Source organism: Flavobacterium sp. CYK-55, assembly GCF_018413465.1.
Taxonomy (GTDB): domain Bacteria; phylum Bacteroidota; class Bacteroidia; order Flavobacteriales; family Flavobacteriaceae; genus Flavobacterium.
Window position 1 is genome coordinate 58,301 of the sequence record NZ_JAHCDK010000014.1, and the last position, 23,619, is coordinate 81,919.

Here is a 23,619-nt window from a genome sequence, read left to right on the forward strand (position 1 = left end):
AAGACAAATTCATTAATTCTTCGGCTTTTTATTTTATAAAACTGCTAACTTTGAACAAAGCATCAAACTAAACCATGCGCCCTACCCGCTTTGTTTTTTTAATTTTACCCGAAGTCCATTTGCTGGATTTGGCAGGTGCCGACCAGGTAATTTCTGAATCTATTGATTTTGGAGCGCCTTTTAGTATGGAGTATTGCGGACTTGAATCGAGCATCAATACCTCAGCCGGAATGGGTATTCACCAGCTCAAACATTTTTCTGAAGTTCTGTTGACTCCCGGTGACTTTTTGATTATTCCCGGTGCCCGTGTCCGATATATAGAATCTTCTAAATTCAAAAAAAATACTGCCCTTTTTGAATGGATTGCACAAGCTTTTGTACAAAAAGTACATTTGGTAAGCATTTGTGTAGGTTCGTTTGTCTTGGCTTATTCTGGGGTACTTGATGGCCGAATGTGTACGACACATTTTCAGTTGACACAAAAAATGCAGCAGCAATTTCCAAAAACAAAAGTCAAAGACAATGTTCTATTTGTTTCTGAAAATACCATCCACACAAGCGCAGGAATTGCCTCGGGTATTGATTTAATGCTACATTTACTAGAACAAATCACCGACAGTTATTTTGCACACAAAGTAGCCCGTGAATTGGTTGTATACAATCGACGCGACGGAGACAATGCGCAACTTACGGCTCATTTCAACTACCGAAACCATATACATCAAGGCATTCATAAAGTTCAAGATTATCTGATTGAAAATCTCCATCAAAAAAACAATCTATCCGTTTTGGCTGAAATAGCTGTAATGAGCGAACGCAATTTAACGCGTATTTTTAAAAAAGAAACTGGGTTGACCATTAATGCTTACCTAAATAAAATCAGAGTCGAAAAACTCATCGAACTACAAAAAAGTCCGGATTTATCCAAAAAACAGCGAGCACTTCAAGTAGGTTTGACCAGCGAAAAACAAGCAGAAAGGCTTTTGAAAAAATTGGCCTAAAATGTCCTAAAATCGGCTCGCACATCATCATTGGTATATTTAATTTTGAATTGTTCTCAACCGCAAAAGTTATGCAATTCAAAATTATTATATCCTTTCTGGCGCTATTGAATTGGCCGCTGTTCGCTACAAACATCAACTCAAACAATATAGATGTAATTCACTCCAAGATTGAGCTTTCGTTTGACTGGTCAAATCAAAAAGCAATCGGAAAAGCTTATCTGAATTTAAAATTCACAAAAAAAAGTGAAGTCATTTTCTTGGCGGCAAAACAGTTAAAAGTTCATTCTGTGCAAAATTATGAGGGTATTAATTTAAACTATAAAATACTGCCGGATTTGTCTGTTCTGCAAATTCAGTTGAACCGTACCTATTCAAAAGACAGTTTAATAGAATTGATTATCACCTATGAAACACAGTATATCAACCGTCCGGATTTGAATACATTAGGTGGAAGTTTTGGAAGCGGACTACGCTTTTTTGAACCTACCCGCGTGAATCCGCTAAACCGAAAACAAATTTGGTCACAAAGTCAATGGAATCATAGTTCTTATTGGCATCCGTGCAGTTTGAACCCGCACGATTTAAGTACATCAGAATTTATTGCCACCGTTGATGAAAAACTTACGCTAATCAGCAACGGGCAATTGATTGAGGTGCGTACAAATGAGCATAAACGTACATTTCATTATCGGTTGTCATATCCACATGTACCATATTTGAACGAAATTGTGGTAGGTGAATATGTTGATTATGTTCAGTACTACAAAGGAATTCCTTTGCATACTTATGGTTACCCGGATGAGTTAGAGGCCATAAAAGCATCGACCGTTGATTTGCCAAAAATGATGCAGTTTTTGAATGAAAAAACAGGTTTTGATTATCCGTTTGAATCCTACACTCAAGTGGTTGTTCAGAATTATCCGTTCCCAGGGAAGATAGCTCCGAGCAGCTTTGGAATAATTTCAGACAATATGATTGACGATGCCGGCACACACGAAGATTATCAATATTTGTGGGATGGCGTATCGTTCAATGCATTGGCTAGTCAGTGGTTTGGAAGCATTATAATACCTAAAAAAACACAGGACATTTGGCTTTCACAAGCTTTCGCACAATTTTTTGAAGGCTGGTACACTGCTCAAAAACATGGTCAGGCTGAATATTTACTTTGGTATCTTCCGTGGGAAACCGGTAGTGTTCAATCTGATTGGGACAGCAACAACAAACACGCGATTGTTCCAAATCAAGTTGAAGATGCGGAATTATTTACCAGCGATTCATACGCAAAATACCGTGGGGCATTGGTTTTAAGAATGCTCCGGGATGAAATAGGCGAAGAAAATTTTCTGAAAGCAATTCGGTATTTTATCCGTAAAAACGCCTTTAAACCCGTAACCACAACTGATTTTGAAACATGTGTAAACACCGTTTGTAAACGCAATTTGAGTTGGTTCTTTAAACAATGGTTATACCAAATCGGGCAGCCAAATTTAGACGTTTCGTCGGTTTATTTTCCACAAAAAAAACAATTTGAAATCAGAGTAAGGCAAAGTCAATCCGCCATCTATTTTCAAGGCACAGTCAATATTGAGATAAATGGTGAAATTCATAGGCTACATTTGAATCCGCAACCGGAAAGCGTTTTTATTTTTAGCCAAATTAAAGCGATCGAGTTCTGGAATTTTGACCCGTATAAAATTTGGATCGGTCAAATCAATCAAATCAAGTCTAAAAATGAATGGTTGTCAGCGCTGGAAAAAAGTAATTCTGTAGCAGTTCGGAATGATGCTTTAAACGAATTGTCCAAAACGGTTACAAAAGAAACAACAACTCAAGAAAAGTCAGAACTAAAATCTGCTTATCAGAAAATGATTCTGAGTGATGCTTATTGGAGACTCCGCTTAAATGCTGTAATTCAACTCAGAAATATAGAGTCTGTACCTGATGAAAACACACAAGAATTTCTAGTAAAACTCATCGGACATGAAAAAAATTGGGTCAAAGCTGCTGCCCTAACCAGTTTAGGTTTGAGCGGAAACATGCAACATGACAATTTGTATGTCAATGAATTACAAGATTACAGCGATCGTGTTGTGAGTGCTGCCGCCATTGCATTGGGGAAAAGTAAAAGTCCGAAAGCCTTTGATGTATTAGCGGCTTTGCCCAATCGTCCAAGCTGGAAAAACCAAAGCTTGATGCATGCGCTGAGTGGGCTGACTCAATTGGGCGATTCAAGAGCTGAAGATATCGCCTTAACAGCTTTGAAAGATTCGTATGCTCGGCGTTGGTTTTTGGGAAACGGCTGGGATTTTCCGGTAGTTGCTGTACAAAGTCTCAAAACCTTGAATAAAACACAAAAAGCAGGTGAAATTATCAAAGCAAACATTCAAAGGGCTATAGACGATGATCAGCCGCAAGATATTATTTATCAGTTGATGTTGCTGATGACCTTGACCGATGCGCAAACTCCATACTATTTCAACAAACTCAAAGAACTGTACAAAACTGATTCGGTAATGATGAGTACTCTTGAAAATTATGAGCAACAATGGACAGTGAATACCAAATGAATTTTGACTAAAAAAGCCAACTTAAACAAATATCGAATACCTATGAGTTTTCAGATTCGAAAAGCAACCATTACAGACCTTGAACCCATTGTCGAGTTATTTGATTTGTACCGGCAATTCTATCAACAAATGAGCGATACAAAGCAAGCTTACGCATTTTTAGAAGCCCGATTCAAGCATTCCGATTCAGAAATATTTGTGGCTAAAACAGAGCATCAATTAGTGGGATTTGTACAACTTTACCCAATTTTTTCATCGGTTCGTATGCAGCGTTTGTGGCTACTCAACGATATATTTGTTCTGAAAGAGTTTCGCGGAAACGGTCTGTCAAAATCATTGATATTTGCCGCACAACAGCTGGCCAAAGAAACAAAAGCTTGCGGTTTATTACTGGAAACTGCCACCGATAATTTAATTGGCAACCAACTTTATCTTGCCATGGGTTTTGAACTGCAATCAGAATCAAATTTTTATTTTTTAAAACTATAATTTTTAAAATATGACACGATCACAACTTTATCCGATGCCTGAATATTTTGACCGATACATCAATTTAGCTGATGATGTTCCGGTTTTGAAAGCCTTGAAAATCAGCCTCGACGAATTAAAAAATGCACCTATTGAATTGTGGAAATCTGTAGATAACAAAGTTTACGCTCCCGGAAAATGGACCATCAAAGACATCTTGCAACACCTAATTGACACCGAACGTGTGTTTGCCTATCGAGCCTTGTCGTTTGCTCGCGGAGAAAGAGAAGTCAAACCCTTTGATGAAGAACTCTACGGGCAAAACGCACAAACATCTCGCAGAAGTTTTGAAAGCTTGCTGCAAGAAGCCATCACGCTCAGAGAATCTACCATTCAATTATTTGAAAGTTTTACTGAAGAAATGATGGACAAAACCGGCCAAAGCTTCAAAGGTGAATATTCTGTTCGTTCCATCGGCTATATTTTTGCAGGTCATCATCGTTGGCATATGAACGTTATCAACGAACGTTATTTGCCCTTGATTTAATTTAATCTGCGAACAAAAAACCGTTTTATTTTTTACATTTGAAAGTACAACTCAAATAACAAAAGATGAAACGGTTTTTACTTTACCCGCTAATTTTACTCAATGCCATGGTTCTTTTAGGACAACTTTGGCCTGAAGGAGCACCTGAATTTGCCCACAGTGTTAACTTGCTTTTTCTGATTGCTTCATTGCTTTATTTTACGGTTGAGCTGGTTTCGATGCGCAAGAACAACAATCAGCCATGAAGCATTTTGCCTTCTTTTTATTGGGTTTGACTTTGCTGTCAAGCTCTGGATGTTTGGGTCAAAAGAACACCAAAACATTATACCAATGTCTACCATGTGGTTTAGATTGTGACCATCAGACCTACAACAAACCCGGTGTTTGTAAAGACTGTAATATGAAATTGGTCAAAGCTTCTAGCATTAAATTCAAAAACATTACGCCCCAAAAAGTTTGTGCTTATATAGCTAAGCATCCCAAAACTATTTTGCTTGATGTGCGCACTGCAAAAGAGTATCAAGGTAAAGCAGATCCTGATTTTGGTTCGCTCAAAAACGCCATCAACATTCCGATTCAAGAATTAGAAAAACGCATCAAAGAGCTTAAACGGTATCAAAAAAACGAAATTTTGGTGTATTGCTCACATAGTCATAGAAGTCCGCAAGCCGCGTATTTACTTAACCAATATGGGTTTGTTCGGGTTTTGAATTTGTCCGGAGGAATGAGTGAGCTGCAAAATGGTTCATGTAAAAAATGAAGGATATGAAACCTAAAATTTTAAATCTTTTACTGCTGCTGAGCTTTCAAATGGGTTATTTAGAATGGGGAACCAATCAACACCAGTTTATTTTTGAAGCTCAATTTGAAATCGTCAGTAAAGCCTTCGAAAATTTGATGAGCGTGCTGCATCCGTTTACCGTTTTGCCTTTTCTAGGCGAATGTTTGCTCATTTTTACTTTTTTTCAGAAGAAGATCAGCAGAAGATTAACCATAACCGGTGCTTTTTTGCTGGGCTTTTTGATGACAATACTGCTGCTGATTGGTTTGGCGAGTTTAAAAATAAAAATCATTCTTTCGGTGCTTCCGTTTTGGGTAGTTTTTTATTTGATCTGGAAAAAACGAAATTAAATTTTGCGGTTAACTGTATCATTTCAAGTTCAAAAGCGACTTATGAGCAACCAAAATAATAGGCCATGAACTCTTATAAAATTACTGCAAACCAACTGGGTCAATACCAAATTAGTCGCCAAGACCAGATCATCGGTGAGTGGATTTATCCAAAATGGTATGCCAAACAATCTGAAATCAGGCATAAAGACGGACGCGTTTGGCAAGTAAAAGCCAAAAGTTTTTGGGGCAATGCAACAGAAATCTTTGATGCCGGCGGAAGCTTAGCCGAGTTTAAGATGCGTTGGAACGGATCAATGGAAATTCAGATCTTCAAGCCCGAACAAACCTATCGTTTTTACTTTAAACTCAAAGGTTTCTGGAAGACTTCATATTTGCTTTTAGATGAGCATCGCCATGAGCTTTGTCAATTGTATCCGGATATGAAATGGAACCGAACGCACTATGATTTTAGTATTGAAACCTCGGAAGAATTCGAACAACTTGATGCTAAAGAAATCATACTTTTTGCCATGATTGCTTGCGCTGATTATCACCTAAAATCAATTTCAAGTGCAGCGGTGAGCGCATCTTAACACGTATTTTAGATTTTAATTCATAACATTGTAACCGAATTTATGTCCGGTTTTTTTATTCAAAATATAAAATATGCCCCATTCTATCATTGATTCTTTGGCCGTAAAACACGTTGTCAATTTTCCTGAAAAACCAACACTTATTTTCTTGCATGATTCATTGGGTTGTATTGAACTTTGGCGCGATTTTCCGGAACAATTGGCCCAGGCTTGCGGCTGCAATTACTTGGTGTATGACCGACAAGGCTACGGAAAATCATGCGGATTTAGCAATGAAAAGCGCGGACTGGATTATCTGGAACATGAAGCCGACTTATTGCAATTACTTTTAGAGAAACACCAAATCAAGCAAGCCATTTTGTTTGGTCACAGCGATGGCGGATCGATTGCGCTTTTAACTGCGGCGAGGCATCCTCAAAACATCATCGGAATCATCACAGAAGGCGCTCATGTTTTGGTAGAAGAAGTGACCCTTGATGGCATCCGCGAAGTCATGCATCAATATCAAACCACCGATTTAAAATCAAGGCTTGAGAAATACCACGGCAAAAATACTCAAGCTTTGTTTGATGCTTGGACGCTTACTTGGACTTCAGCAATGTTTCGCGTTTGGAATATTGAATATTGTTTGCACGAAATTAAATGCCCGGCGCTCATTATTCAAGGTGAAGACGACGCGTTTGGCACTGTAGATCAGGTAAACCGAATTACGGCACAAATTCAAAAAGCGCAAAGACTTATGCTGCACAAAACAGGGCACAATCCGCACAAAGAATTTCCGGAAAAAGTAATAGAGCTCACGGCAGATTTTGTGCTGAAAATGATAAAATCGGCGCAAGAATAAATCGTATCTTTACAATGCTTTACGCAAAATCATCGCCATGGAAACCAATGAATCACTTGAAACCTATTTAGACAATCATTATATTCATCGAAGCAATTGGCTCAGAGCCGCTGTTTTGGGGGCCAACGACGGTATTTTATCAACCGCCAGTATTGCCATTGGTGTTGCTTCATCAGGAGCGCATCGCGAGCCTGTAATTTTAGCAGCTGTGGCCGGATTGGTGGCCGGGGCCTTGTCAATGGCTGCAGGTGAATATGTATCGGTGAGTTCACAAACGGATATTGAAAAAGCAGATATTGAACGTGAAAAGAAAGAGCTTGAAGAAATGCCCGAGGTTGAACTACAACTTTTAGCCGCTATTTATGAAAAACGCGGTCTCAAAAAAGAAACTGCTTTGACCGTTGCTAAAGAACTGACTGAATATGATGCTCTGGGCGCGCATGTTCGCGATGAATTGGGCATCACCGAAATATCACAAGCCAACCCGATTCAGGCGGCGCTGGCTTCTGGAGCTGCTTTTTCAGCCGGTGGATTTTTACCGGTTTTGGTAACGCTCTTTTTACCGGAACATCACTTAGAATATTACCTATACGGATCAGCCATTTTCTTTTTGGTTGTTTTAGGAGCCATGGCAGCCAAAGCCGGTGGTTCTGATGTAAACAAAGCTGTATTAAGAATCACATTCTGGGGCACTATTGCCATGGGAATGACTGCCTTGGTTGGCTACTTTTTTGGTGTAAATGTATAATCTTAATCAACAAATATTATGAATGAAGCTCATTGGCATTTAGCCGTAAACCACTTGCCCATCATCCTGCCGATTGCCGGTTTGATTGTTTTGATTTGCAGTTTGATTTTTAAATCAGATGCTGTTCGAAAATCAGCTTATGTATTACTCATTATAGCGGCCTTGACTGCTGCTGTGTCAATGAAGACCGGAGAAGAAGCTGAGGAATTGGTTGAACATATGGCCGGAATTGAACACTCTATGATACACGAACACGAAGAAGCTGCCGAAGGGTTTGCCGTTTTGATGTATATTCTGGGCGTTGTTTCGATTGTGGGTATTTGGGCCGAAGTAAAAAAGGCCACTTGGGGCAAATGGGTCATTTATTTGGTACTTGTTTTATCAGTAGTGGCTATTTATATGGCTAGAATTACCGGAACCACCGGTGGTGAAGTTCGTCATACAGAAATCCGTGCAGGGTTTGCACCTCAAGCTGAAGCCGACGAGCACGAAGAAAACGAATAGTTCATCATGGCCTATAACGAGCAAACGGTTCAGCGTATTCGCGATTTCTTTCAGCAAAAAGAAGTTGATTTTTACGAACAAAATATGTTCAACGGCGTTTGTTTTATGGTAGATGGAAAAATGTGTTGCGGCTCACATTTAGACAAAAAAACGGGCGAAGATTATTTGATGTGTCGTATTGGCGCAGATGCTTATCAAGATGCTTTACAAAATGAACATATAATTCCGATGGAATTTACCGGAAAAGCTATGAAAGGTTATATTTATGTAACCGAGGGTGGTTTAACACCTATAAAAAGCTTGCATTATTGGTTGCAGCTGTGTTTAGATTATAATCCGCAGGCCAAAGCCAGTAAAAAGAAAAACAATAAGTCATAAAAAAAGCCTCGTTTTTAGCGAGGCTTTTTCTTTGATATCAAGTAAGATTATTTCTTGATGAATTTTTGCGTGAAGCTTTTTCCGTCCATGGTTTTAAGCGTCAAGATATAAGTTCCGGCGGCTAGTTCTTTTACAGAAATAGTTTCAGAAATAAGAGAAGTACTCATGACCATTCTACCGCTGATGTCAAAAATTTCAGCCGATTTAACTTTAGCCAAAGCACTGCCTAATTGTACCGAGATAAAATCAGACGCTGGATTTGGTGCAATTACAAAGCTTTGCGCATCAAATTGATTGTTGGCCAAAAGCGATTCACCTTCGGTCACGTGAACTGTTTTATCAATGCCCGGATTCATAATTGTGTCTTCAATACCTGAAGGCCATTTGATGACAATTCTATAGATATCATTAGCGCTTCCTAATCCAAAATGTGCATTCAATGTACTCATGTAGCCAAAACCTTCACCGCTGCGAATGTCGCGAATTTGTTTTCCGAAAGGGCCGTAGATTTCAACGCGTGCACCGATCCCGTTGATGTTGCTTTGAATACCTTCTAGGCTAACACTAAACCAATGGTTTCCGTTTGGATTGGCATAACGTACAATATTATTGTTCAAGAAATCTAAGAAGCCATCTCCGTTCAAATCTCCAATAGCGCCTACACTGATTCCGTTTGAATAATTAACCAAACTGAAATTTCCATTACCGGTATTGAACATAATTTTACCGCTTGGTCCCATAACATCAACCCAACCATCGTTGTCAAAATCATAAGCAATATAATCGCGGTTGGTTGATGTGTTGAGTTCCCATCCGGAACCTGCAGTTACATTGGTAAAAGGCTCTTCAACATCATTAGTCGTGTCAAGGTTGTTTCTAAAATATCTGGTAGCAACCGAACCATTTGAGCCAACAATGATGTCCATGTCACCGTCATTGTCAAAATCAGCAATAGCAGAAGACCAAGATTGTACCGGTGTAAAATTGATTCCAACTTGGGCTGAAACATCAGTAAAGACTCCGTTGCCATCATTTCTGTGTAACTCACACGGTGGTCCTGAACATTTTGAAATAAACATATCTACATCACCGTCATTGTCATAATCTGTCCAAAGTGAAGCATAGTTACCACCGCTTTGTGTTAACCCTAAATTATAGGCACCCGGGGTAACTCCTGATTGATAATAAGTAAAGTTTGAATTGGCATCATTCAAATAATAAACATTTCTGTTTACGTCGTGACATGAGAAAGCATCTAAATTACCGTCGTTGTTGATGTCTACAAAGTTGGTTCTTTGACAAAAAATGTATTGTCCGGGAGTTACTGAGGTATATCCGGTTCCACCGTTAGATTGCCAAAAAGTCAATCCGCTACCGCTACCCAAAAGTAAATCACTAAAGCCGTCGCGGTTGTAATCACCGGCAGCTATACTCCATGACGGTGCAAAACCAGGATTGGCAATAGTAAAATCGGCAACGGTAAATGCACCGGCATCTCCTTGATAATGTAAGCGTAAGTTTGCTCCGTTAACACCAACCAAGTCATCTTTATAATCACCATTCATGTCAACAATACATTCATTGTACCCTCCGCCAATAGTAGGAATAGTTTGCGATGTATAAGTCACAGGAATAACAATTACGGCTTCGGTAATTTCAAAATCAAAGCCTTCTTCGCTCCAACGATTATCCCAAGCTATGTAATAAGTGGTCCCCGGGGTGGCATCAAAAGTTCTCTTCGATAAATTTGAAGTTGTTGGTACTGTGGTGGTACATTCTAAAACACCTGAATTATCATCACTAGCCACACAAGCTAACACACCTGAACACGATCCGGTGTATACACTTACAAATGTATCTTTACAAAGATTCTGCGGCAAATCAGACGAAACAGTTACACGAACGTTTTGTGTTGGTGTATAGGCATACCATTTAGCTTTTGTTGCTGTTGAACAAGTGGTGTTTTGGTTGGTTCCGTTAACTGCATCAATGGTAGTAACTCCGGCTGTAACTGGTGTTGCTGTTGAACATGGGCTCGGAACAATAGGCCCCTCAGAAAGCACAAAATCAAATCCGGCAGCACTCCATTTGTTGTCCCAAACAATGTAATAGGTAACACCAGCTGTAACTTCAAAAGTTTTTACCGAAAGATAAGAAGTAGCAGCACCGGTATTACATGCAATGATTCCTGAATCATCATCTGATGTGTAACACGAGAGTGCACCACAATTTCCGGTATAGACCATAAAATGCGTATCCTTACAAATGTTAACAGGCAAATCTGAGGTAACAGTTACACTGTAGTTGCTTGTTGGTGTGTACACATACCACTCTGCCATTGAAGCGGTTGAGCATGTTGTAGAGATGTTGGCTCCGTTGATAGCCGCTACCGTAGTAGTGCCGGCAGTAATGGGTAATGCGGTAGCACAAGTATCTTGTGCTGATGCAGTAAAACCGGACAAAGCCAACAGCAATAGGCCGGCTTTTTTAAAAATGCTCTCTTTGGACAGCATTTTTTGAGTAGTAATTTTCAATTTCATTTTGCTTTTTTTGTTTTTGGTTTTGGTTAATATATCTGTTTAGTTATTCACATCGGTCAAGCGAGTTGATCCAATCTCTCAATAAATTAATGCCTTCGTCGTGTATGATGGTTCTTCCGTGCAATGGCATTCTGATGGTTTCATCAGTGGTGTTAATTCGGTGAAACAGCATCGATTGTTCAGGATGTTGTGGGTTAATGATTTTATTCAGATTAGGATTAAATCCTTGCATGTCTTCGGTATCAACACAAACACCCATATTGCGCAAGCCTGTAAATGATGCTGTTTCAGAGAAAGCAAATCTCATAGGTCGGTAATCACAATGACGAGCGGTCATATGACAATGCGAGCAATTGGCATCAAAATATGATCGGGCTCTATTTAATAGAGATTGCGAAGCATCATTGTAATCTATAGTAGATTTTTCAACTGTAGGAAAAGTAAAATTGGCATTGAGAAAACCTTTATCAATCCAGGCTTGCAATTGGTTTTTGGTTACATTTCCGTAGTTGTAATTCCAATTGAGATTTTGTGGTTTAATGCCAATCGGAATAAACTTCATACTTTCTTGAGGTGTGTCGGGATTAACTTTTTCCTTATGGCAAACAATGCATTGTGAAAGCGACGGAATTCTATAATGAGCTGACTTTACTACATTGTTTTCATCTTTCCAGCTAACATCAGTAAATCTTCCATCTACATCATAATAAGCCTCGGTTTGATCATCGTTCCAAACATAATCGGCAAAAAGCCAACCCTCAGCTTTTTTAATCATCACACGAGTCTCTATAATTCGAGTTGCTCCAACCGGTGCAACATTCTGCACATTTTCGTAATAAAAATTCTTAATCAGTGCAGCACCTACCGGAAGCTCTAAAATAGTATTGTCAGAATTAAAGTTAGCTTTTAACCCTTTGGGCATCCATACAAAACGCTTTTTGTGGGCATAATCAGAAAACAAAGAACTGGCAGGTTGAAAAGCCAGAAGTTCATCTGACGGATTCAAGTTTTTGAGTTCGCCTACAAAAAACTTGTAATCAGACAATTTGGGGTAAGGCACCTGGGTCAGATCTACCGTTACGGCAGGAATAGACACGTAAGTATCATCTTCATTTTTGGAACATGAAAGAATGATAAATACGAAAAGAATTGGCAGAAAAATGACTAGATAGCAATTTTTTTTCATAATTCTGTTTCAGCCAGATAGCCAAATGTATTAAAAAATAGTTTCTGTGCAAATTGACACAACAACAAATTGTCAACACCTGAACTACAAACAGTTGACAAAAAGCGCCTAATAGTTTGTGAACGCCTTATTTTGCTTATAAAGTCATTTTAAAAATCATTTTATTTACTTTTGAAAACAATTAAAAATGATGCGTTATTACATTTTCATTTTTCTATTGATCTCGCAATGGGTTTTAGCTCAGAGAAACTTGGCTCCCACTGATCGTTTTACTATTTCAGGGCAAATCAAAAAAACAGTACAATACACTTGGCAACAATTGGATAGTTTTCCGAAAGTTCAGCTTAAAAATCGCATCATCTACAACCACAAAGGCGAAGCAAAAGACACCTTGACCCATTTGCGCGGTGTATCTTTAAAAACAGTTCTTGAAAAAGTAGTCTACAACTATGAAAAACCGCGTGAACTCAACGAATTTTATTTTGTTTTTGAAGCTTCAGACGGTTATAAAGTAGTTTTTTCATGGAACGAAATTTACAATAATCCGAGTGGCAATGGCTTTTACTTTGTAACCGAAATGAATCAAAAACCCATTCATGATCTGTCGCAGCGCATTTTGTTGCTGGCACAAGATGATAAACAAACCGGACGTCGATACATCAAATCACTCGAAAAAATTGAAGTTAAACGCGCTCAATAAAGGCCAATCAACCAACTAGATTTTTCGCTACATTTGACCCCACAAACCAAAGTATCGATGCAATCAAAATGGGAAAAATTCACAAGAGAACTCGCCAATCTGAGCTTCTTTTGGTTTTTTAGCGTTTGCTTTTTCTTGATTTTCAGAATTTCATTCATCGCTGTTTTCAGCAAACAATTATCGCCCGCAGCCAATTTGCCTGAAATGCTCAAAGTGCTTTTGATGGGTTTTCGGTTTGATTGCACCGCGGTTTCATATTTTGTGATGATTCCTTTTTTGTTGTTGCTCGCTTGGGGCGGATTCGGAAAAACGGAACCAGCCAGAATAGCGCGCATTATTTGTCAATATCTATTCGTGATTTTATCAACGGTGATTTGCTTTGTAACCCTCAATTACTTTGGCGAATACCACAACCAGTTCAACAATTTTTTGTTTTTAGGATTATACGACGATCAAAAAGCCGTGATGCATACCATTATGGAAGATTTTCATCCATGGCGCAACTTAATTGGCATGTTGATAACAATGATTGTCAGCATTTTAATCTTACGCTATTTTGAACCGAAGGATTTTATCTACCAACAACTCAGCAAACTGCAGTTTAAAAATCATTCTATTGTAGTCGTAGCTGCCAGTTTAATTTTGATGGTTTTTAGCTTGCGCGGATCAGTTACTTCAGTGCCGGCTTTGCGCAAATGGGCAGGCGTTTCAAAAGACGCTTTTTTAAACAAAACGGTCATCAATCCGTATCGATCGCTCATTTATGCCATGGAAGATTTTGACGAAATCAATTTGCTTTCTGATACCAATCCGTATATGGATGAATCATCGTTTCAAACGCAATTCAATCATCTGCAAGTAACCGATTATTTGAAGAAAACTGCTGTCGGGGCAACGGGCGAAAAACCCAAACAAATCTTTTTGATCATCATGGAAAGCTATGATTCTTGGCCGCTCATGGACAAATATCAACCTTTTCTGTTCTCGACAGAGTTGTGTAAAATCAAAAACAGCGGAACGCATTTTAGCCATTTTTTACCCGCAGCCGATGCTACTTTTGATTCGTTCGGCGCGATTGTGACCAATGTGCCTTATTGCGGGGTGAATATTAGTAAAATTGGTCAAGTGAATGATCCGTTTGCTACTTCTCTTTTTGGTCAATTCAACAAACTCAAGTATCAAACGAATTTGTTTTACGGCGGATTTTCGAGTTGGCAAAACATTGAGGAATTCTCAAAGTATCAAGGCGTTCAACGATTCTTCTCGGCAACTGATGCCGGTGGCGACAGCGAATCGGGCACTTGGGGCGTTGAGGATGAAAAACTCTTTGATTTGGTTTTGAGCAAAACCGATGCGCAAAAAGAGTCGCTCAACGTGATTCTGACTTCGAGTTATCACGCGCCTTATACGGTTGATGTGGCTCAAAAAGGATTTCCTTATACATCAGAAAAAGACTTTCCGGCTTCGGTACAAAAATATTTTGACGGCAGCATGACCATGGAAGAAGTCGGGCATTTGTGGTACGGCGATTACGCCATTGGTAAGTTTATAGAAAAGGCGAAACAAAAATATCCCGATGCTGTGTTTTTGTTTACCGGAGATCACTTCGGACGACGTTTCATCAACAGTCACCCCAATTTATATGAACGCAGCTCGGTTGGTTTGGTGATGTACGGAAAAAACATTCCGCAAGCACAACACAAAACGGCAGGTTCGCACATTGACATTATGCCGACTTTGATAGAAATGGTTGCGCCCAAAGGTTTTGAATATTACAGCTTTGGAAAATCCATGTATGCGCCGCACAAAGATTTGAGCATTACATTTAACAAAATGGTCACGCAAGACAAAATGTATTATATGCCCAAAGATGCGGCCGTTGAAAGCATTGATTTAAACACGATGCAAGAAAACAGCTTACCTTCTACTCCGCTCAAAAAAGACTACAACCAACAAATGGCCTTGGCTTGGTATTATACCATGAAAGGAAATCAGCTTCAGAAAAAAACAAAAAAATAAACCAGATTTGTATCTTTAAATCAGAAAAATAAAAAAATGCAACACCTTATTGACCGCTTTATCAGCTACGTGACCATTGACACCGAATCAGATGCAAACTCACCCACTACACCCAGTACCGCCAAGCAATTGGTTCTGGCCAACAAACTGGCCGAAGAACTCAAAAGCATCGGCATGACCGAAGTGAGTATTGACGCAAACGGCTATGTGATGGGCACTTTACCATCAAATGTGGCGCACAAAGTTCCAACGATTGGGTTTGTGGCGCATTACGACACTTCGCCTGATTTTACGGGTGCGAACGTGAATCCGCGCGTGGTTAAAAATTACGATGGCGGTGATATTGTTTTGAATAAAAAAGAAAACATCGTTTTATCGCCGAGCTATTTTAAAGATTTGCTTCTATACAAAGGACAAACGCTTATTGTTACCGATGGTTTGACGTTGTTGGGCGCTGATGACAAAGCCGGACTCACCGAAATTGTATCGGCCATGGAATATCTGATTCAAAATCCTGAAATCAAACACGGAAAAATTCGCGTAGGCTTTACTCCGGATGAAGAAATCGGGCGCGGTGCTGATTTATTTGACGTCAAAAAATTTGGTGCCGACTGGGCTTATACTATGGACGGCAGCCAAATTGGCGAACTTGAATACGAGAATTTCAATGCCGCTGGCGCGAAGGTAATCTTTGGCGGTAAAAGTGTGCATCCGGGTTATGCCAAAGGAAAAATGATCAATTCGATGCTTATTGCCAATGATTTTATCAATCAATTACCCAAAAATGAAACACCGCAAGAAACCAAAGGATACGAAGGTTTTTACCATGTAACCGGGCTTTCGGGCAGCATTGAAGAATCAAAAGTTGAGCTCATTATTCGCGATCACGATATGCAAAAATTCAAAGCGCGCAAAAAGCATGTAGCCGATGCCGTTAAGAAAATCAACCGTCAATATGCCAAACAATTTGGGGGCGATATTGCGACGCTTGAAATGAAAGACCAGTATTACAATATGAAAGAAAAAGTCACTCCGGTGATGCATATTGTGGATTTGGCCGAAAAAGCCATGAAAGATTTGGGCATCAAACCGCTCATTAAACCGATTCGCGGTGGGACAGACGGCTGTAGATTGTCGTATATGGGCTTGCCTTGTCCGAATATTTTTGCGGGCGGACATAACTTTCACGGAAAATACGAATATGTTCCGGCCGAGAGCATTCAAAAAGCAGTTAATGTGATTGTGCGCATTGCCCAATTGACTGCCACGACTGATTTTAGTAAGAAAACCAAAAAATCAAAATAATTGAACGACGAGGCCAAACATACTTGGGATAAAGTCAACCGCTGGGCAGAAGAATTGGATTTGCTCAAGAGCATTATTGCCAAAACCTCGCTGGTTGAAACCCGAAAATGGGGCGGCGAAGTTTATACCCATAATGGTAAAAACATCATTGGTATTGGCGGATTTAAAAACTATTTTACGATTTGGTTTTTCAATGGCGTTTTTCTCAAAGATGAAGCCCAAGTATTGGTCAATGCGCAAGAAGGCGTGACCAAAGCGCTCAGACAGTGGCGGTTTTACAATCAAAACGAAGTCAACGAAAACCTAGTTCTGGCCTACATCGCCGAGGCCATGGCCAATGAAGAAAAAGGTTTGGTGCATAAGCCCGAAAAAAAGACCACCGTTATCAGTGGATTTTTGCATCATCAGCTTGCTGAAGACGGACTTTTGAAAGCGCATTTTGACAAGCTTACACCATACAAGCAAAGGGAATACATGGAATATATTGACACGGCCAAACGCGAAGAAACCAAAATAGCGCGCATGCAAAAAATCAAACCCATGATTATGGCCGACAAAGGGCTCAACGATCAGTACAAATAAAAAAAGCCTCCGTTTTCAGGAGGCTTTTTTTATGAATCGTACTTTTATTTTTTATTCAAAGCAGCTGACATTTCCATTGAAATAGCCGAACGCTCCATTTTGAGTTTTCCGGACATGGTTTCAATGATGATGGTGGTTTCACCGAGTTCGGCAATTTTAGCGTGAATGCCGCTTTTGGTTACGATTTTATCGCCTACTTTAAGGTCAGCTTCGAATTGTTTTTCTTGTTTCATTCGTTTTTGTTGCGGGCGAATCATAAAGAAATAAATCACCACAAACATCAAAATAAACGGAAGGAATTGTTGTATTTGAGCCATACTATAAATTTTAATTTTTGTTTTACATTAAGCCGCGGCCGGTTTTGTTGAGCTTGCCGCCGGTTTGGAATTCTTTGACCAAATTATCGAGAATTCCGTTGATAAAGATACTGCTTTTGGGCGTTGAATATTCTTTGGCAATTTCAAGGTATTCATTGATGGTTACCTTCACCGGAATCGACGGGAATTTCAAGAATTCGCAAATGGCCATTTTCAAAATAATGGTATCAATTTCGGCGATGCGCTCGGTATCCCAATTGGGTGTTTTATCTTCATAAAATTTGACAAAATCGTTTTCATTGAGCACGGTTTTGCGGAACAAATCAATGGCATACGCTCGGTCGTCATCGTCTTTATACAACTTCGGAACCTGAAAAGTCGCATCGTTTTCTGATTTGATGGCTTTGAGTTGTTTGATGATTTGTGTATTCACCACCGGAATATCATCGGCCCAAGTGAGCTTGAAATCTTCGAGATAATCATACAGTTTTTCGTTGCTCGCAATCAAATCGGTAAATAAGTTTACCGCAAAATCGCGGTCTTCTTCAAATTTATTGACACGGTTTTTCATGTAGGCCGTATACAAATCTGATTGTTTGATGTGGTCAAGCAACAACAAAATGTAATCGTCATTGAGTTTCCAATTGTTGATTTTGCGATACTCAATAGCTTGCAATAGCGACTGGTTTTGTGCCAGACTATTGAAAACGGCATTGTTGATGAATTTTGGGTTGGGATTTTTTTCTTCGGCGGTAGCCAAATGCTTGGTACGCGCTTTTTCTTGATATTCTTGTTCTTTCTGACGGATTTCAATAACCGCAGAAAGCATGAGCAGATACAAGTCGAGCATATTCTCAATGCTGTACATCAGGAATTTCTCTTCTTTTTCTAATTGGTCTGAGCCAGTTTGATGCATCGCATAAATAGATTGCATCACTTTTACACGGATATGTCGCCTGTTGAGCACTGATAAAGAACTTTAAAATTAAACGGAGCGACTCTGGTGGGAATCGCTCCGCAAAAATAAGAATATTATTGATTCTGAGAATTCAGATTTTATTTTTCTCTCTTTCGCTCTTCAATGCGTTTTTCAGCAATGGCCAACGCCGCTTGGTGCGTAGTGATGCCTTGCGTTTGTGCAAAATGGAAGATTTCAAGTGTGGTATTGTAGATGTTTTCGGTTCTGCGCATGGCTTCGTCTTTTCCGTAGCCAACAATTTCGCCATAAACGTTGATAATTCCACCGGCGTTGATCAAGAAATCAGGCGCATAAGCAATGCCCATATCTTTGAGCAATTGTCCGTGTACCACTTCATTGGCCAATTGGTTGTTGGCAGCTCCAGCAATCACGCGCGCTTTGATTCGGTGGATGGTTTCATCATTAATGGTTGCTCCCAATGCACAAGGCGCGTAGATATCTACATCGGCACTGTACAAATCAGCACCTTTATATATGGTAGCTCCGTATTTGTTTTCGATTTCTTGCAAACGACCTTCATTGATATCGGTAATTTGTACCAAAGCACCTTCTTTAGTTAAATAATCAACCAAAGTTTCGCCTACGTGACCGATGCCTTGTACCAAAACTTTTTTTCCGCTCAAGTTATCAGAACCCAACTGGAATTTAGCTGCCGCTTTCATGCCCATGTATACACCATACGCCGTTACCGGAGATGGGTTTCCTGAACCTCCGCGCGATTCTGAAATTCCGGTTACGTGGGCTGTATAATCGCGGATTAAATCCATATCAGCCGTAGTGGTTCCTACGTCTTCGGCGGTGATGTATTTTCCGCTAAGCGAGTTGATGAATTGACCAAATTTGATGATCATTTCAGGGGTTTTCTCTGTTTTGGCATCGGCAATAATGACGGCTTTTCCGCCACCTAAATTCAAACCTGAAACGGCTGATTTGTAAGTCATTCCGCGTGATAGTCGCAAAACGTCGTTCAATGCCTCCCATTCGTTGGTATATTTCCACATACGCGTTCCGCCCAAAGCCGGTCCTAAAACTGTGTTATGAATACCTATTATTGCTTTTAATCCAGTATCTTTGTCGTTGCAAAAAACGATCTGCTCGTGGTTGTCAAATGATACTTGTCCGAAGACTGGATCAACTTTGTGAAGCTCTTTTGGAGTAACGATTTCTGTGGTCATACAATTGAAATTTAAATTGGGGGCATCTTTAAAAATGCTACGCAAAATTATCATTAAAATCAGAATATCATAATATATTTAGTTTTAATTGTCATATTGGTAAAAAAATCATTTTTAACTACAGATTTGAATCATTAAAAAATAGCTGCTGATTTAACTAAAAACCAATCACTTATTATTTGATTGTCTTAATAAAATGAAAGAACTACAGTATTTAAATAAATATTTCGTCAAATACAAATACCACTTTTTAACGGGAATTATCATCACGATTGTGGCGCAAATTTTCTCGTTATACACTCCTAAACTCATCAGCAGTTCATTTAAGGCAATTGAAGATTTTTCACGCCAACAAAACCTGACCGTTGAAGGAATTCGACAAGAGTTAATTCACAACATTTTACTGATTATCCTCACTACGATTGCTGCCGGATTTCTTACTTTTTTAATGAGACAAACACTCATTGTGATGTCGCGTCATATTGAATTTGACCTCAAGAATGAAGTCTTCAAACAATACGAAAATCTATCACAGAATTTCTACAAACAAAACCGAACCGGCGATTTGATGAACCGCATCAGCGAAGACGTGAGTAAAGTGCGCATGTATGTTGGCCCGGCGGTCATGTATACCATCAACACCATCATTCGCTTTGCGATTGTCATAGTATATATGTATCACGTTTCACCAAGATTGACTTTGTATTCGTTGTTGCCCTTGCCTCTACTTTCCTATGCCATTTTTAAGTTGAGCACCGAAATCAATAAACGCAGTACGACTTTTCAGCAATATCTTTCAAAAATATCAAGCTTTACACAAGAAGTTTTCTCGGGAATTCGAGTCATTAAAGCTTATTCTCTTGAAAATCAATATCAAAATCAATTAGCTGAATTATCTGAAGAAAGCAAAGCCAAAAGTTTGCATTTGGCCAAAGCAAACTCACAATTCGGGCCTTTGATGCTGGCCCTTATCGGAACCAGTAACTTAGTCGTGATTTATTTTGGAGGAATGATGTACATCAACGGTAGTATCAAAAGCATCGGAACCATCGCTGAGTTTATTTTATACATTAATATGTTAACTTGGCCGGTAGCTTCATTTGGTTGGGTTTCATCAATGGTGCAAGAAGCCGAAGCCTCACAAAAACGCATCAATGAATTTTTAAAAATTGTACCGGACATTCAAAATAAAGAGCCGAATAATACTGAAATACATGGAAGTATTGAATTCAAAAATGTAGGTTTGACCTATGATGATACACACATTGAGGCCATAAAAGAAGTTAGTTTTACAGTAAAAAAAGGTGAAACTTTGGCTATTTTGGGTAAAACCGGCTCCGGAAAATCGAGTATTCTATCACTTATTTGCCGATTGTACGACACCACAAACGGTGAAATTTTGATAGACGGAAAACCGATTAGTCGAGTAAATTTATTTGATTTACGAAACAGCATCGCTACGGTTCCGCAAGATGCATTTTTGTTTTCTGACACGATAAAAAACAACATCAAATTTGGCAACGAAAACGCCTCTGATGAAGATGTGATTTGGGCCGCTCAAAAAGCTGTTGTGCACGATAACATCATGCAATTTACCAATACTTATGAAACTGTTTTGGGCGAACGCGGCATCACACTTTCGGGCGGACAAAAACAACGTGTTTCTATAGCTCGAGCGCTGATAAAAGACGCTCCGATTTTGTTGTTAGACGACTGTCTATCGGCTGTAGACACCGAAACCGAAGAAATAATTTTGAATAATTTAATGGAATTTTGCCGCGATAAAACCACTGTAATTGTTAGCCACAGAGTATCATCAGCCAAAAATGCCGACAAAATTATTGTGCTTGATCAAGGACAAATTATTCAACAAGGTTCTCACAATCAGCTCATAAACCAAGAAGGATATTATGCCGAATTATACCTCAAACAACTTTCAGAAAAAGAAATGTCTGAATAGTTGTTTTGTAATACATTTTTTATCATTTTTGGACGAACATTAACCAAATTAACCGACTGAAGGATATGAGAGAAAATGATATGCTAGAGAAAGAAGAAATTTTTTCAAAAGTACTCAGAGCCGGAAGAAGAACGTATTTTTTTGATGTGCGTTCAACCAAAGCTGAAGATTATTACATCACGATTACTGAAAGCAAAAAATTTACTGAAGACGACGGATCTTTTCATTTTAAAAAACATAAAATATATTTGTACAAAGAAGATTTTGCCGCCTTCACTGAAATTCTCAACGAGATGACTTCATATGTACTCAATCAAAAAGGCGAAGAAGTTATTTCAGAGAGACATCAAAAAGACTTCAAAAGAGAATATGTTGAGCGTGAATCTGACCAGGAAACTCATAAGAATTATACCGATGTAGATTTTGACGATATCTAGTCAAAAATTCAACAGATAAAACAACCTCGAAAGCTAGTGTTTTCGGGGTTTTTTTATAAAAAAAAGTACGGCCATTACTTAGACCATAAAATAAAAATTAACATTTCATTAAATTTTATGATTTTGAATCAAATTTCTACAGAAAAAAATATAATTTTGATGCTTGCCTTTTTGCGCCTTTTTGTTATGAAACAAAGACTTAAAACAAACAAATAGACTAGTTTACAACACTTTTAAAAAATAACTTTTGATTCAATAATGAACAAAAGACACTCAAAAATTGTATGAAAATTACATCCCTCAAATCCGCTTTTAAAAGCGCATTAATTGCTTTTTTTTTATTGATTAACAATTCTGTTTTCTCTTACAGCATAATCGGAAATCCTGATATTAATTCATCGTCAAATAAAATAAAAGCATACAAAAGCGCTCTAGCTCCTTTAGTCATTACTGGAAACTTTAGTATTTGTTTGCCCGGGCCGACTACCACACAATTAACAGGCTCTGGAGGTTCAGGCATTCCACACCCAACAACACCATGGGTTTCATCTAATCCTGCTATAGCTACAGTGGACAATACAGGCTTGGTTACAGCAGTTACTTTTGGAACAACTACAATCACTTACTACGATGATGCTGGAAATCAAACTTCACAAAATGTTTATGTGAGTACATTTCCCACCACTAGTGGAACTCTATCAACTTGCGAAGGTGGAACAACTCAACTTACAGGCTCACTATTTCCGCACCCAACAACGCCATGGACTTCGTTAAATCCCACAATTGCAACAGTTGACAATTCCGGATTGGTAACTGGCGTATCAGGCGGATCTGCAACAATAGTTTATATGAACTTGGGGGGGTGTACCGTAAACACAACAGTGACTATCAATCCGTTATTATCACCTTCTATTAGCTGTAGTGGGATAACTTATAATCAAATCACGTTTAACTGGGGAGCAGTTTCCGGAGCATCAACTTATACAGTACAATATTCGTTAAACGGTAGTCCTTATGTTTTTGGAACCACAGGAAATGTTTTAACATGGACAAAATCCGGATTAAATCCCGGCGATAACTTAATGGTTTATATCAATCCGTCAGGAGCAGTGGGGAATTGTTTTGCCGGAGCATTTCAAAACTGTCAAACCTTGAGTTGTGACGCTTTCAGCACACCTGTTGCGCCTACCATCGGAACAATTACACAGCCTACTTGTTCAACAGCCACAGGCACAATTCAGCTCACCGGACTTCCTGCCGGAACTTGGACTATTAACCCCGGAAACATAAGCGGTTCTGGGGCTACTTATAATGTTACAGGTTTAGCTGCCGGAAACTATTCGTTTACTGTTAAAAATTCGGTTGGTTGTACTTCAGTAGCTTCGGCTTCGGCAACGATTAACGCACAGCCTCCAACGCCTTCGGCACCAACCATCGGAACTATTACGCAAACCACTTGCGCATCATCAACCGGAAGTATAGAACTCACCGGACTTCCTGCCGGAACTTGGACCATTAATCCTGGAGCAATTGCAGGCTCAGGAGCTACCTACACCGTAAGTGGATTAACTGCTGGTAGTTATACTTTTACCGTGACCAATTCGGTTGGTTGTACTTCAGTAGCTTCGGCATCGGCAACGATTAACGCAC

At 39.2% G+C, this 23,619-nt stretch carries 24 protein-coding genes; 19 read left to right on the forward strand and 5 right to left on the reverse strand.

Annotated elements, in window-relative coordinates; translation table 11 throughout:
• Positions 1-74 precede the first annotated feature (74 nt).
• From KIH23_RS12830 to KIH23_RS12885, 12 genes are all read left to right on the forward strand, one after another.
• Complete coding sequence (locus tag KIH23_RS12830; protein ID WP_213213898.1) at positions 75-1,001, forward strand: GlxA family transcriptional regulator; 927 nt, start codon at positions 75-77, stop codon at positions 999-1,001.
• A 71-nt stretch (positions 1,002-1,072) separates the two neighbouring features.
• Positions 1,073-3,574 carry a M1 family aminopeptidase gene (locus KIH23_RS12835; RefSeq protein WP_213213899.1) on the forward strand — a complete coding sequence of 834 codons (2,502 nt, stop codon included), beginning with the start codon at positions 1,073-1,075 and terminating at the stop codon, positions 3,572-3,574.
• Positions 3,575-3,616: 42 nt separating this feature from the next.
• Positions 3,617-4,063, forward strand: a complete 447-nt coding sequence (locus KIH23_RS12840; protein WP_213213900.1) for a GNAT family N-acetyltransferase — start codon at positions 3,617-3,619, stop codon at positions 4,061-4,063.
• 10 nt (positions 4,064-4,073) lie between these two features.
• Entirely contained in the window at positions 4,074-4,589 is a 516-nt protein-coding gene (locus KIH23_RS12845) for a DinB family protein (protein WP_213213901.1), read from the forward strand.
• 65 nt (positions 4,590-4,654) lie between these two features.
• Entirely contained in the window at positions 4,655-4,834 is a 180-nt protein-coding gene (locus KIH23_RS12850) for a hypothetical protein (protein ID WP_213213902.1), read from the forward strand.
• The gene (locus tag KIH23_RS12855; protein WP_213213903.1) at positions 4,831-5,349 is read left to right on the forward strand and encodes a rhodanese-like domain-containing protein; all 519 of its coding nucleotides are present in this window, start codon (positions 4,831-4,833) and stop codon (positions 5,347-5,349) included. Before KIH23_RS12850 ends, KIH23_RS12855 begins: the two co-directional genes overlap by 4 nt.
• A gap of 5 nt (positions 5,350-5,354) precedes the next feature.
• On the forward strand, positions 5,355-5,720 hold the full coding sequence (locus KIH23_RS12860; RefSeq protein WP_213213904.1) for a hypothetical protein: 366 nt from the start codon (positions 5,355-5,357) through the stop codon (positions 5,718-5,720).
• Positions 5,721-5,785: 65 nt separating this feature from the next.
• Positions 5,786-6,295: a hypothetical protein gene (locus KIH23_RS12865; RefSeq protein ID WP_213213905.1), complete on the forward strand. Its 510-nt coding sequence runs from the start codon at positions 5,786-5,788 to the stop codon at positions 6,293-6,295.
• Between the two features lie 73 nt (positions 6,296-6,368).
• Positions 6,369-7,139 (forward strand): alpha/beta fold hydrolase, encoded by a 771-nt coding sequence (locus KIH23_RS12870; protein WP_213213906.1) that lies wholly within the window; start codon positions 6,369-6,371, stop codon positions 7,137-7,139.
• 37 nt (positions 7,140-7,176) lie between these two features.
• Positions 7,177-7,887, forward strand: a complete 711-nt coding sequence (locus KIH23_RS12875; RefSeq protein ID WP_213213907.1) for a VIT family protein — start codon at positions 7,177-7,179, stop codon at positions 7,885-7,887.
• Positions 7,888-7,905: 18 nt separating this feature from the next.
• The gene (locus tag KIH23_RS12880; protein WP_213213908.1) at positions 7,906-8,391 is read left to right on the forward strand and encodes a hypothetical protein; all 486 of its coding nucleotides are present in this window, start codon (positions 7,906-7,908) and stop codon (positions 8,389-8,391) included.
• Positions 8,392-8,397: 6 nt separating this feature from the next.
• Entirely contained in the window at positions 8,398-8,769 is a 372-nt protein-coding gene (locus tag KIH23_RS12885) for a TfoX/Sxy family protein (RefSeq protein ID WP_213213909.1), read from the forward strand.
• A gap of 47 nt (positions 8,770-8,816) precedes the next feature.
• On the opposite strand, the gene KIH23_RS12890 is transcribed toward KIH23_RS12885, so the two are convergent.
• Positions 8,817-11,309, reverse strand: a complete 2,493-nt coding sequence (locus tag KIH23_RS12890) for an FG-GAP-like repeat-containing protein (RefSeq protein ID WP_213213910.1) — start codon at positions 11,307-11,309, stop codon at positions 8,817-8,819.
• 43 nt (positions 11,310-11,352) lie between these two features.
• Entirely contained in the window at positions 11,353-12,495 is a 1,143-nt protein-coding gene (locus KIH23_RS12895) for a hypothetical protein (RefSeq protein WP_213213911.1), read from the reverse strand.
• A gap of 187 nt (positions 12,496-12,682) precedes the next feature.
• Here KIH23_RS12895 and KIH23_RS12900 point away from each other — a divergent pair, with 187 nt between their 5' ends.
• The 4 genes from KIH23_RS12900 to KIH23_RS12915 are packed head-to-tail and all read left to right on the forward strand — an operon-like array spanning position 12,683 to position 17,101.
• The gene (locus KIH23_RS12900) at positions 12,683-13,195 is read left to right on the forward strand and encodes a molybdopterin-binding protein (protein ID WP_213213912.1); all 513 of its coding nucleotides are present in this window, start codon (positions 12,683-12,685) and stop codon (positions 13,193-13,195) included.
• Positions 13,196-13,252: 57 nt separating this feature from the next.
• On the forward strand, positions 13,253-15,214 hold the full coding sequence (locus tag KIH23_RS12905) for an LTA synthase family protein (protein ID WP_213213913.1): 1,962 nt from the start codon (positions 13,253-13,255) through the stop codon (positions 15,212-15,214).
• Between the two features lie 36 nt (positions 15,215-15,250).
• A complete protein-coding gene (gene pepT / locus KIH23_RS12910; RefSeq protein ID WP_213213914.1) occupies positions 15,251-16,519 on the forward strand; it encodes a peptidase T in 1,269 nt (422 codons plus the stop codon).
• Positions 16,520-17,101, forward strand: a complete 582-nt coding sequence (locus KIH23_RS12915; protein ID WP_213213915.1) for a YdeI/OmpD-associated family protein — start codon at positions 16,520-16,522, stop codon at positions 17,099-17,101.
• 44 nt (positions 17,102-17,145) lie between these two features.
• On the opposite strand, the gene yajC is transcribed toward KIH23_RS12915, so the two are convergent.
• The 3 genes from yajC to KIH23_RS12930 all read right to left on the reverse strand — a co-directional run bounded on the left by yajC (position 17,146) and on the right by KIH23_RS12930 (position 19,572).
• A complete protein-coding gene (yajC, locus tag KIH23_RS12920) occupies positions 17,146-17,418 on the reverse strand; it encodes a preprotein translocase subunit YajC (RefSeq protein ID WP_213213916.1) in 273 nt (90 codons plus the stop codon).
• A gap of 22 nt (positions 17,419-17,440) precedes the next feature.
• On the reverse strand, positions 17,441-18,352 hold the full coding sequence (gene nusB / locus KIH23_RS12925) for a transcription antitermination factor NusB (protein ID WP_213213925.1): 912 nt from the start codon (positions 18,350-18,352) through the stop codon (positions 17,441-17,443).
• Between the two features lie 122 nt (positions 18,353-18,474).
• Complete coding sequence (locus tag KIH23_RS12930) at positions 18,475-19,572, reverse strand: Glu/Leu/Phe/Val family dehydrogenase (protein ID WP_213213917.1); 1,098 nt, start codon at positions 19,570-19,572, stop codon at positions 18,475-18,477.
• Between the two features lie 196 nt (positions 19,573-19,768).
• Here KIH23_RS12930 and KIH23_RS12935 point away from each other — a divergent pair, with 196 nt between their 5' ends.
• The 3 genes from KIH23_RS12935 to KIH23_RS12945 all read left to right on the forward strand — a co-directional run.
• Positions 19,769-21,532 (forward strand): ABC transporter ATP-binding protein, encoded by a 1,764-nt coding sequence (locus KIH23_RS12935; protein WP_213213918.1) that lies wholly within the window; start codon positions 19,769-19,771, stop codon positions 21,530-21,532.
• 65 nt (positions 21,533-21,597) lie between these two features.
• Positions 21,598-21,969 (forward strand): PUR family DNA/RNA-binding protein, encoded by a 372-nt coding sequence (locus KIH23_RS12940; protein ID WP_213213919.1) that lies wholly within the window; start codon positions 21,598-21,600, stop codon positions 21,967-21,969.
• Between the two features lie 284 nt (positions 21,970-22,253).
• A partial coding sequence (locus tag KIH23_RS12945; protein ID WP_213213920.1) for an Ig-like domain-containing protein occupies positions 22,254-23,619 on the forward strand: 1,366 nt, incomplete at its 3' end.

What these genes read in the sequence shown, in the direction of transcription:
- KIH23_RS12830 (WP_213213898.1), top strand. Translation starts at nt 75, where the DNA reads ATGCGCCCTACCCGCTTTGTTTTTTTAATTTTACCCGAAGTCCATTTG.
- KIH23_RS12835 (WP_213213899.1), top strand. Translation starts at nt 1,073, where the DNA reads ATGCAATTCAAAATTATTATATCCTTTCTGGCGCTATTGAATTGGCCG.
- KIH23_RS12840 (WP_213213900.1), top strand. Translation starts at nt 3,617, where the DNA reads ATGAGTTTTCAGATTCGAAAAGCAACCATTACAGACCTTGAACCCATT.
- KIH23_RS12845 (WP_213213901.1), top strand. Translation starts at nt 4,074, where the DNA reads ATGACACGATCACAACTTTATCCGATGCCTGAATATTTTGACCGATAC.
- KIH23_RS12850 (WP_213213902.1), top strand. Translation starts at nt 4,655, where the DNA reads ATGAAACGGTTTTTACTTTACCCGCTAATTTTACTCAATGCCATGGTT.
- KIH23_RS12855 (WP_213213903.1), top strand. Translation starts at nt 4,831, where the DNA reads ATGAAGCATTTTGCCTTCTTTTTATTGGGTTTGACTTTGCTGTCAAGC.
- KIH23_RS12860 (WP_213213904.1), top strand. Translation starts at nt 5,355, where the DNA reads ATGAAACCTAAAATTTTAAATCTTTTACTGCTGCTGAGCTTTCAAATG.
- KIH23_RS12865 (WP_213213905.1), top strand. Translation starts at nt 5,786, where the DNA reads ATGAACTCTTATAAAATTACTGCAAACCAACTGGGTCAATACCAAATT.
- KIH23_RS12870 (WP_213213906.1), top strand. Translation starts at nt 6,369, where the DNA reads ATGCCCCATTCTATCATTGATTCTTTGGCCGTAAAACACGTTGTCAAT.
- KIH23_RS12875 (WP_213213907.1), top strand. Translation starts at nt 7,177, where the DNA reads ATGGAAACCAATGAATCACTTGAAACCTATTTAGACAATCATTATATT.
- KIH23_RS12880 (WP_213213908.1), top strand. Translation starts at nt 7,906, where the DNA reads ATGAATGAAGCTCATTGGCATTTAGCCGTAAACCACTTGCCCATCATC.
- KIH23_RS12885 (WP_213213909.1), top strand. Translation starts at nt 8,398, where the DNA reads ATGGCCTATAACGAGCAAACGGTTCAGCGTATTCGCGATTTCTTTCAG.
- KIH23_RS12890 (WP_213213910.1), bottom strand. Translation starts at nt 11,309, where the DNA reads ATGAAATTGAAAATTACTACTCAAAAAATGCTGTCCAAAGAGAGCATT.
- KIH23_RS12895 (WP_213213911.1), bottom strand. Translation starts at nt 12,495, where the DNA reads ATGAAAAAAAATTGCTATCTAGTCATTTTTCTGCCAATTCTTTTCGTA.
- KIH23_RS12900 (WP_213213912.1), top strand. Translation starts at nt 12,683, where the DNA reads ATGATGCGTTATTACATTTTCATTTTTCTATTGATCTCGCAATGGGTT.
- KIH23_RS12905 (WP_213213913.1), top strand. Translation starts at nt 13,253, where the DNA reads ATGCAATCAAAATGGGAAAAATTCACAAGAGAACTCGCCAATCTGAGC.
- pepT (WP_213213914.1), top strand. Translation starts at nt 15,251, where the DNA reads ATGCAACACCTTATTGACCGCTTTATCAGCTACGTGACCATTGACACC.
- yajC (WP_213213916.1), bottom strand. Translation starts at nt 17,418, where the DNA reads ATGGCTCAAATACAACAATTCCTTCCGTTTATTTTGATGTTTGTGGTG.
- nusB (WP_213213925.1), bottom strand. Translation starts at nt 18,352, where the DNA reads ATGCAATCTATTTATGCGATGCATCAAACTGGCTCAGACCAATTAGAA.
- KIH23_RS12930 (WP_213213917.1), bottom strand. Translation starts at nt 19,572, where the DNA reads ATGACCACAGAAATCGTTACTCCAAAAGAGCTTCACAAAGTTGATCCA.
- KIH23_RS12935 (WP_213213918.1), top strand. Translation starts at nt 19,769, where the DNA reads ATGAAAGAACTACAGTATTTAAATAAATATTTCGTCAAATACAAATAC.
- KIH23_RS12940 (WP_213213919.1), top strand. Translation starts at nt 21,598, where the DNA reads ATGAGAGAAAATGATATGCTAGAGAAAGAAGAAATTTTTTCAAAAGTA.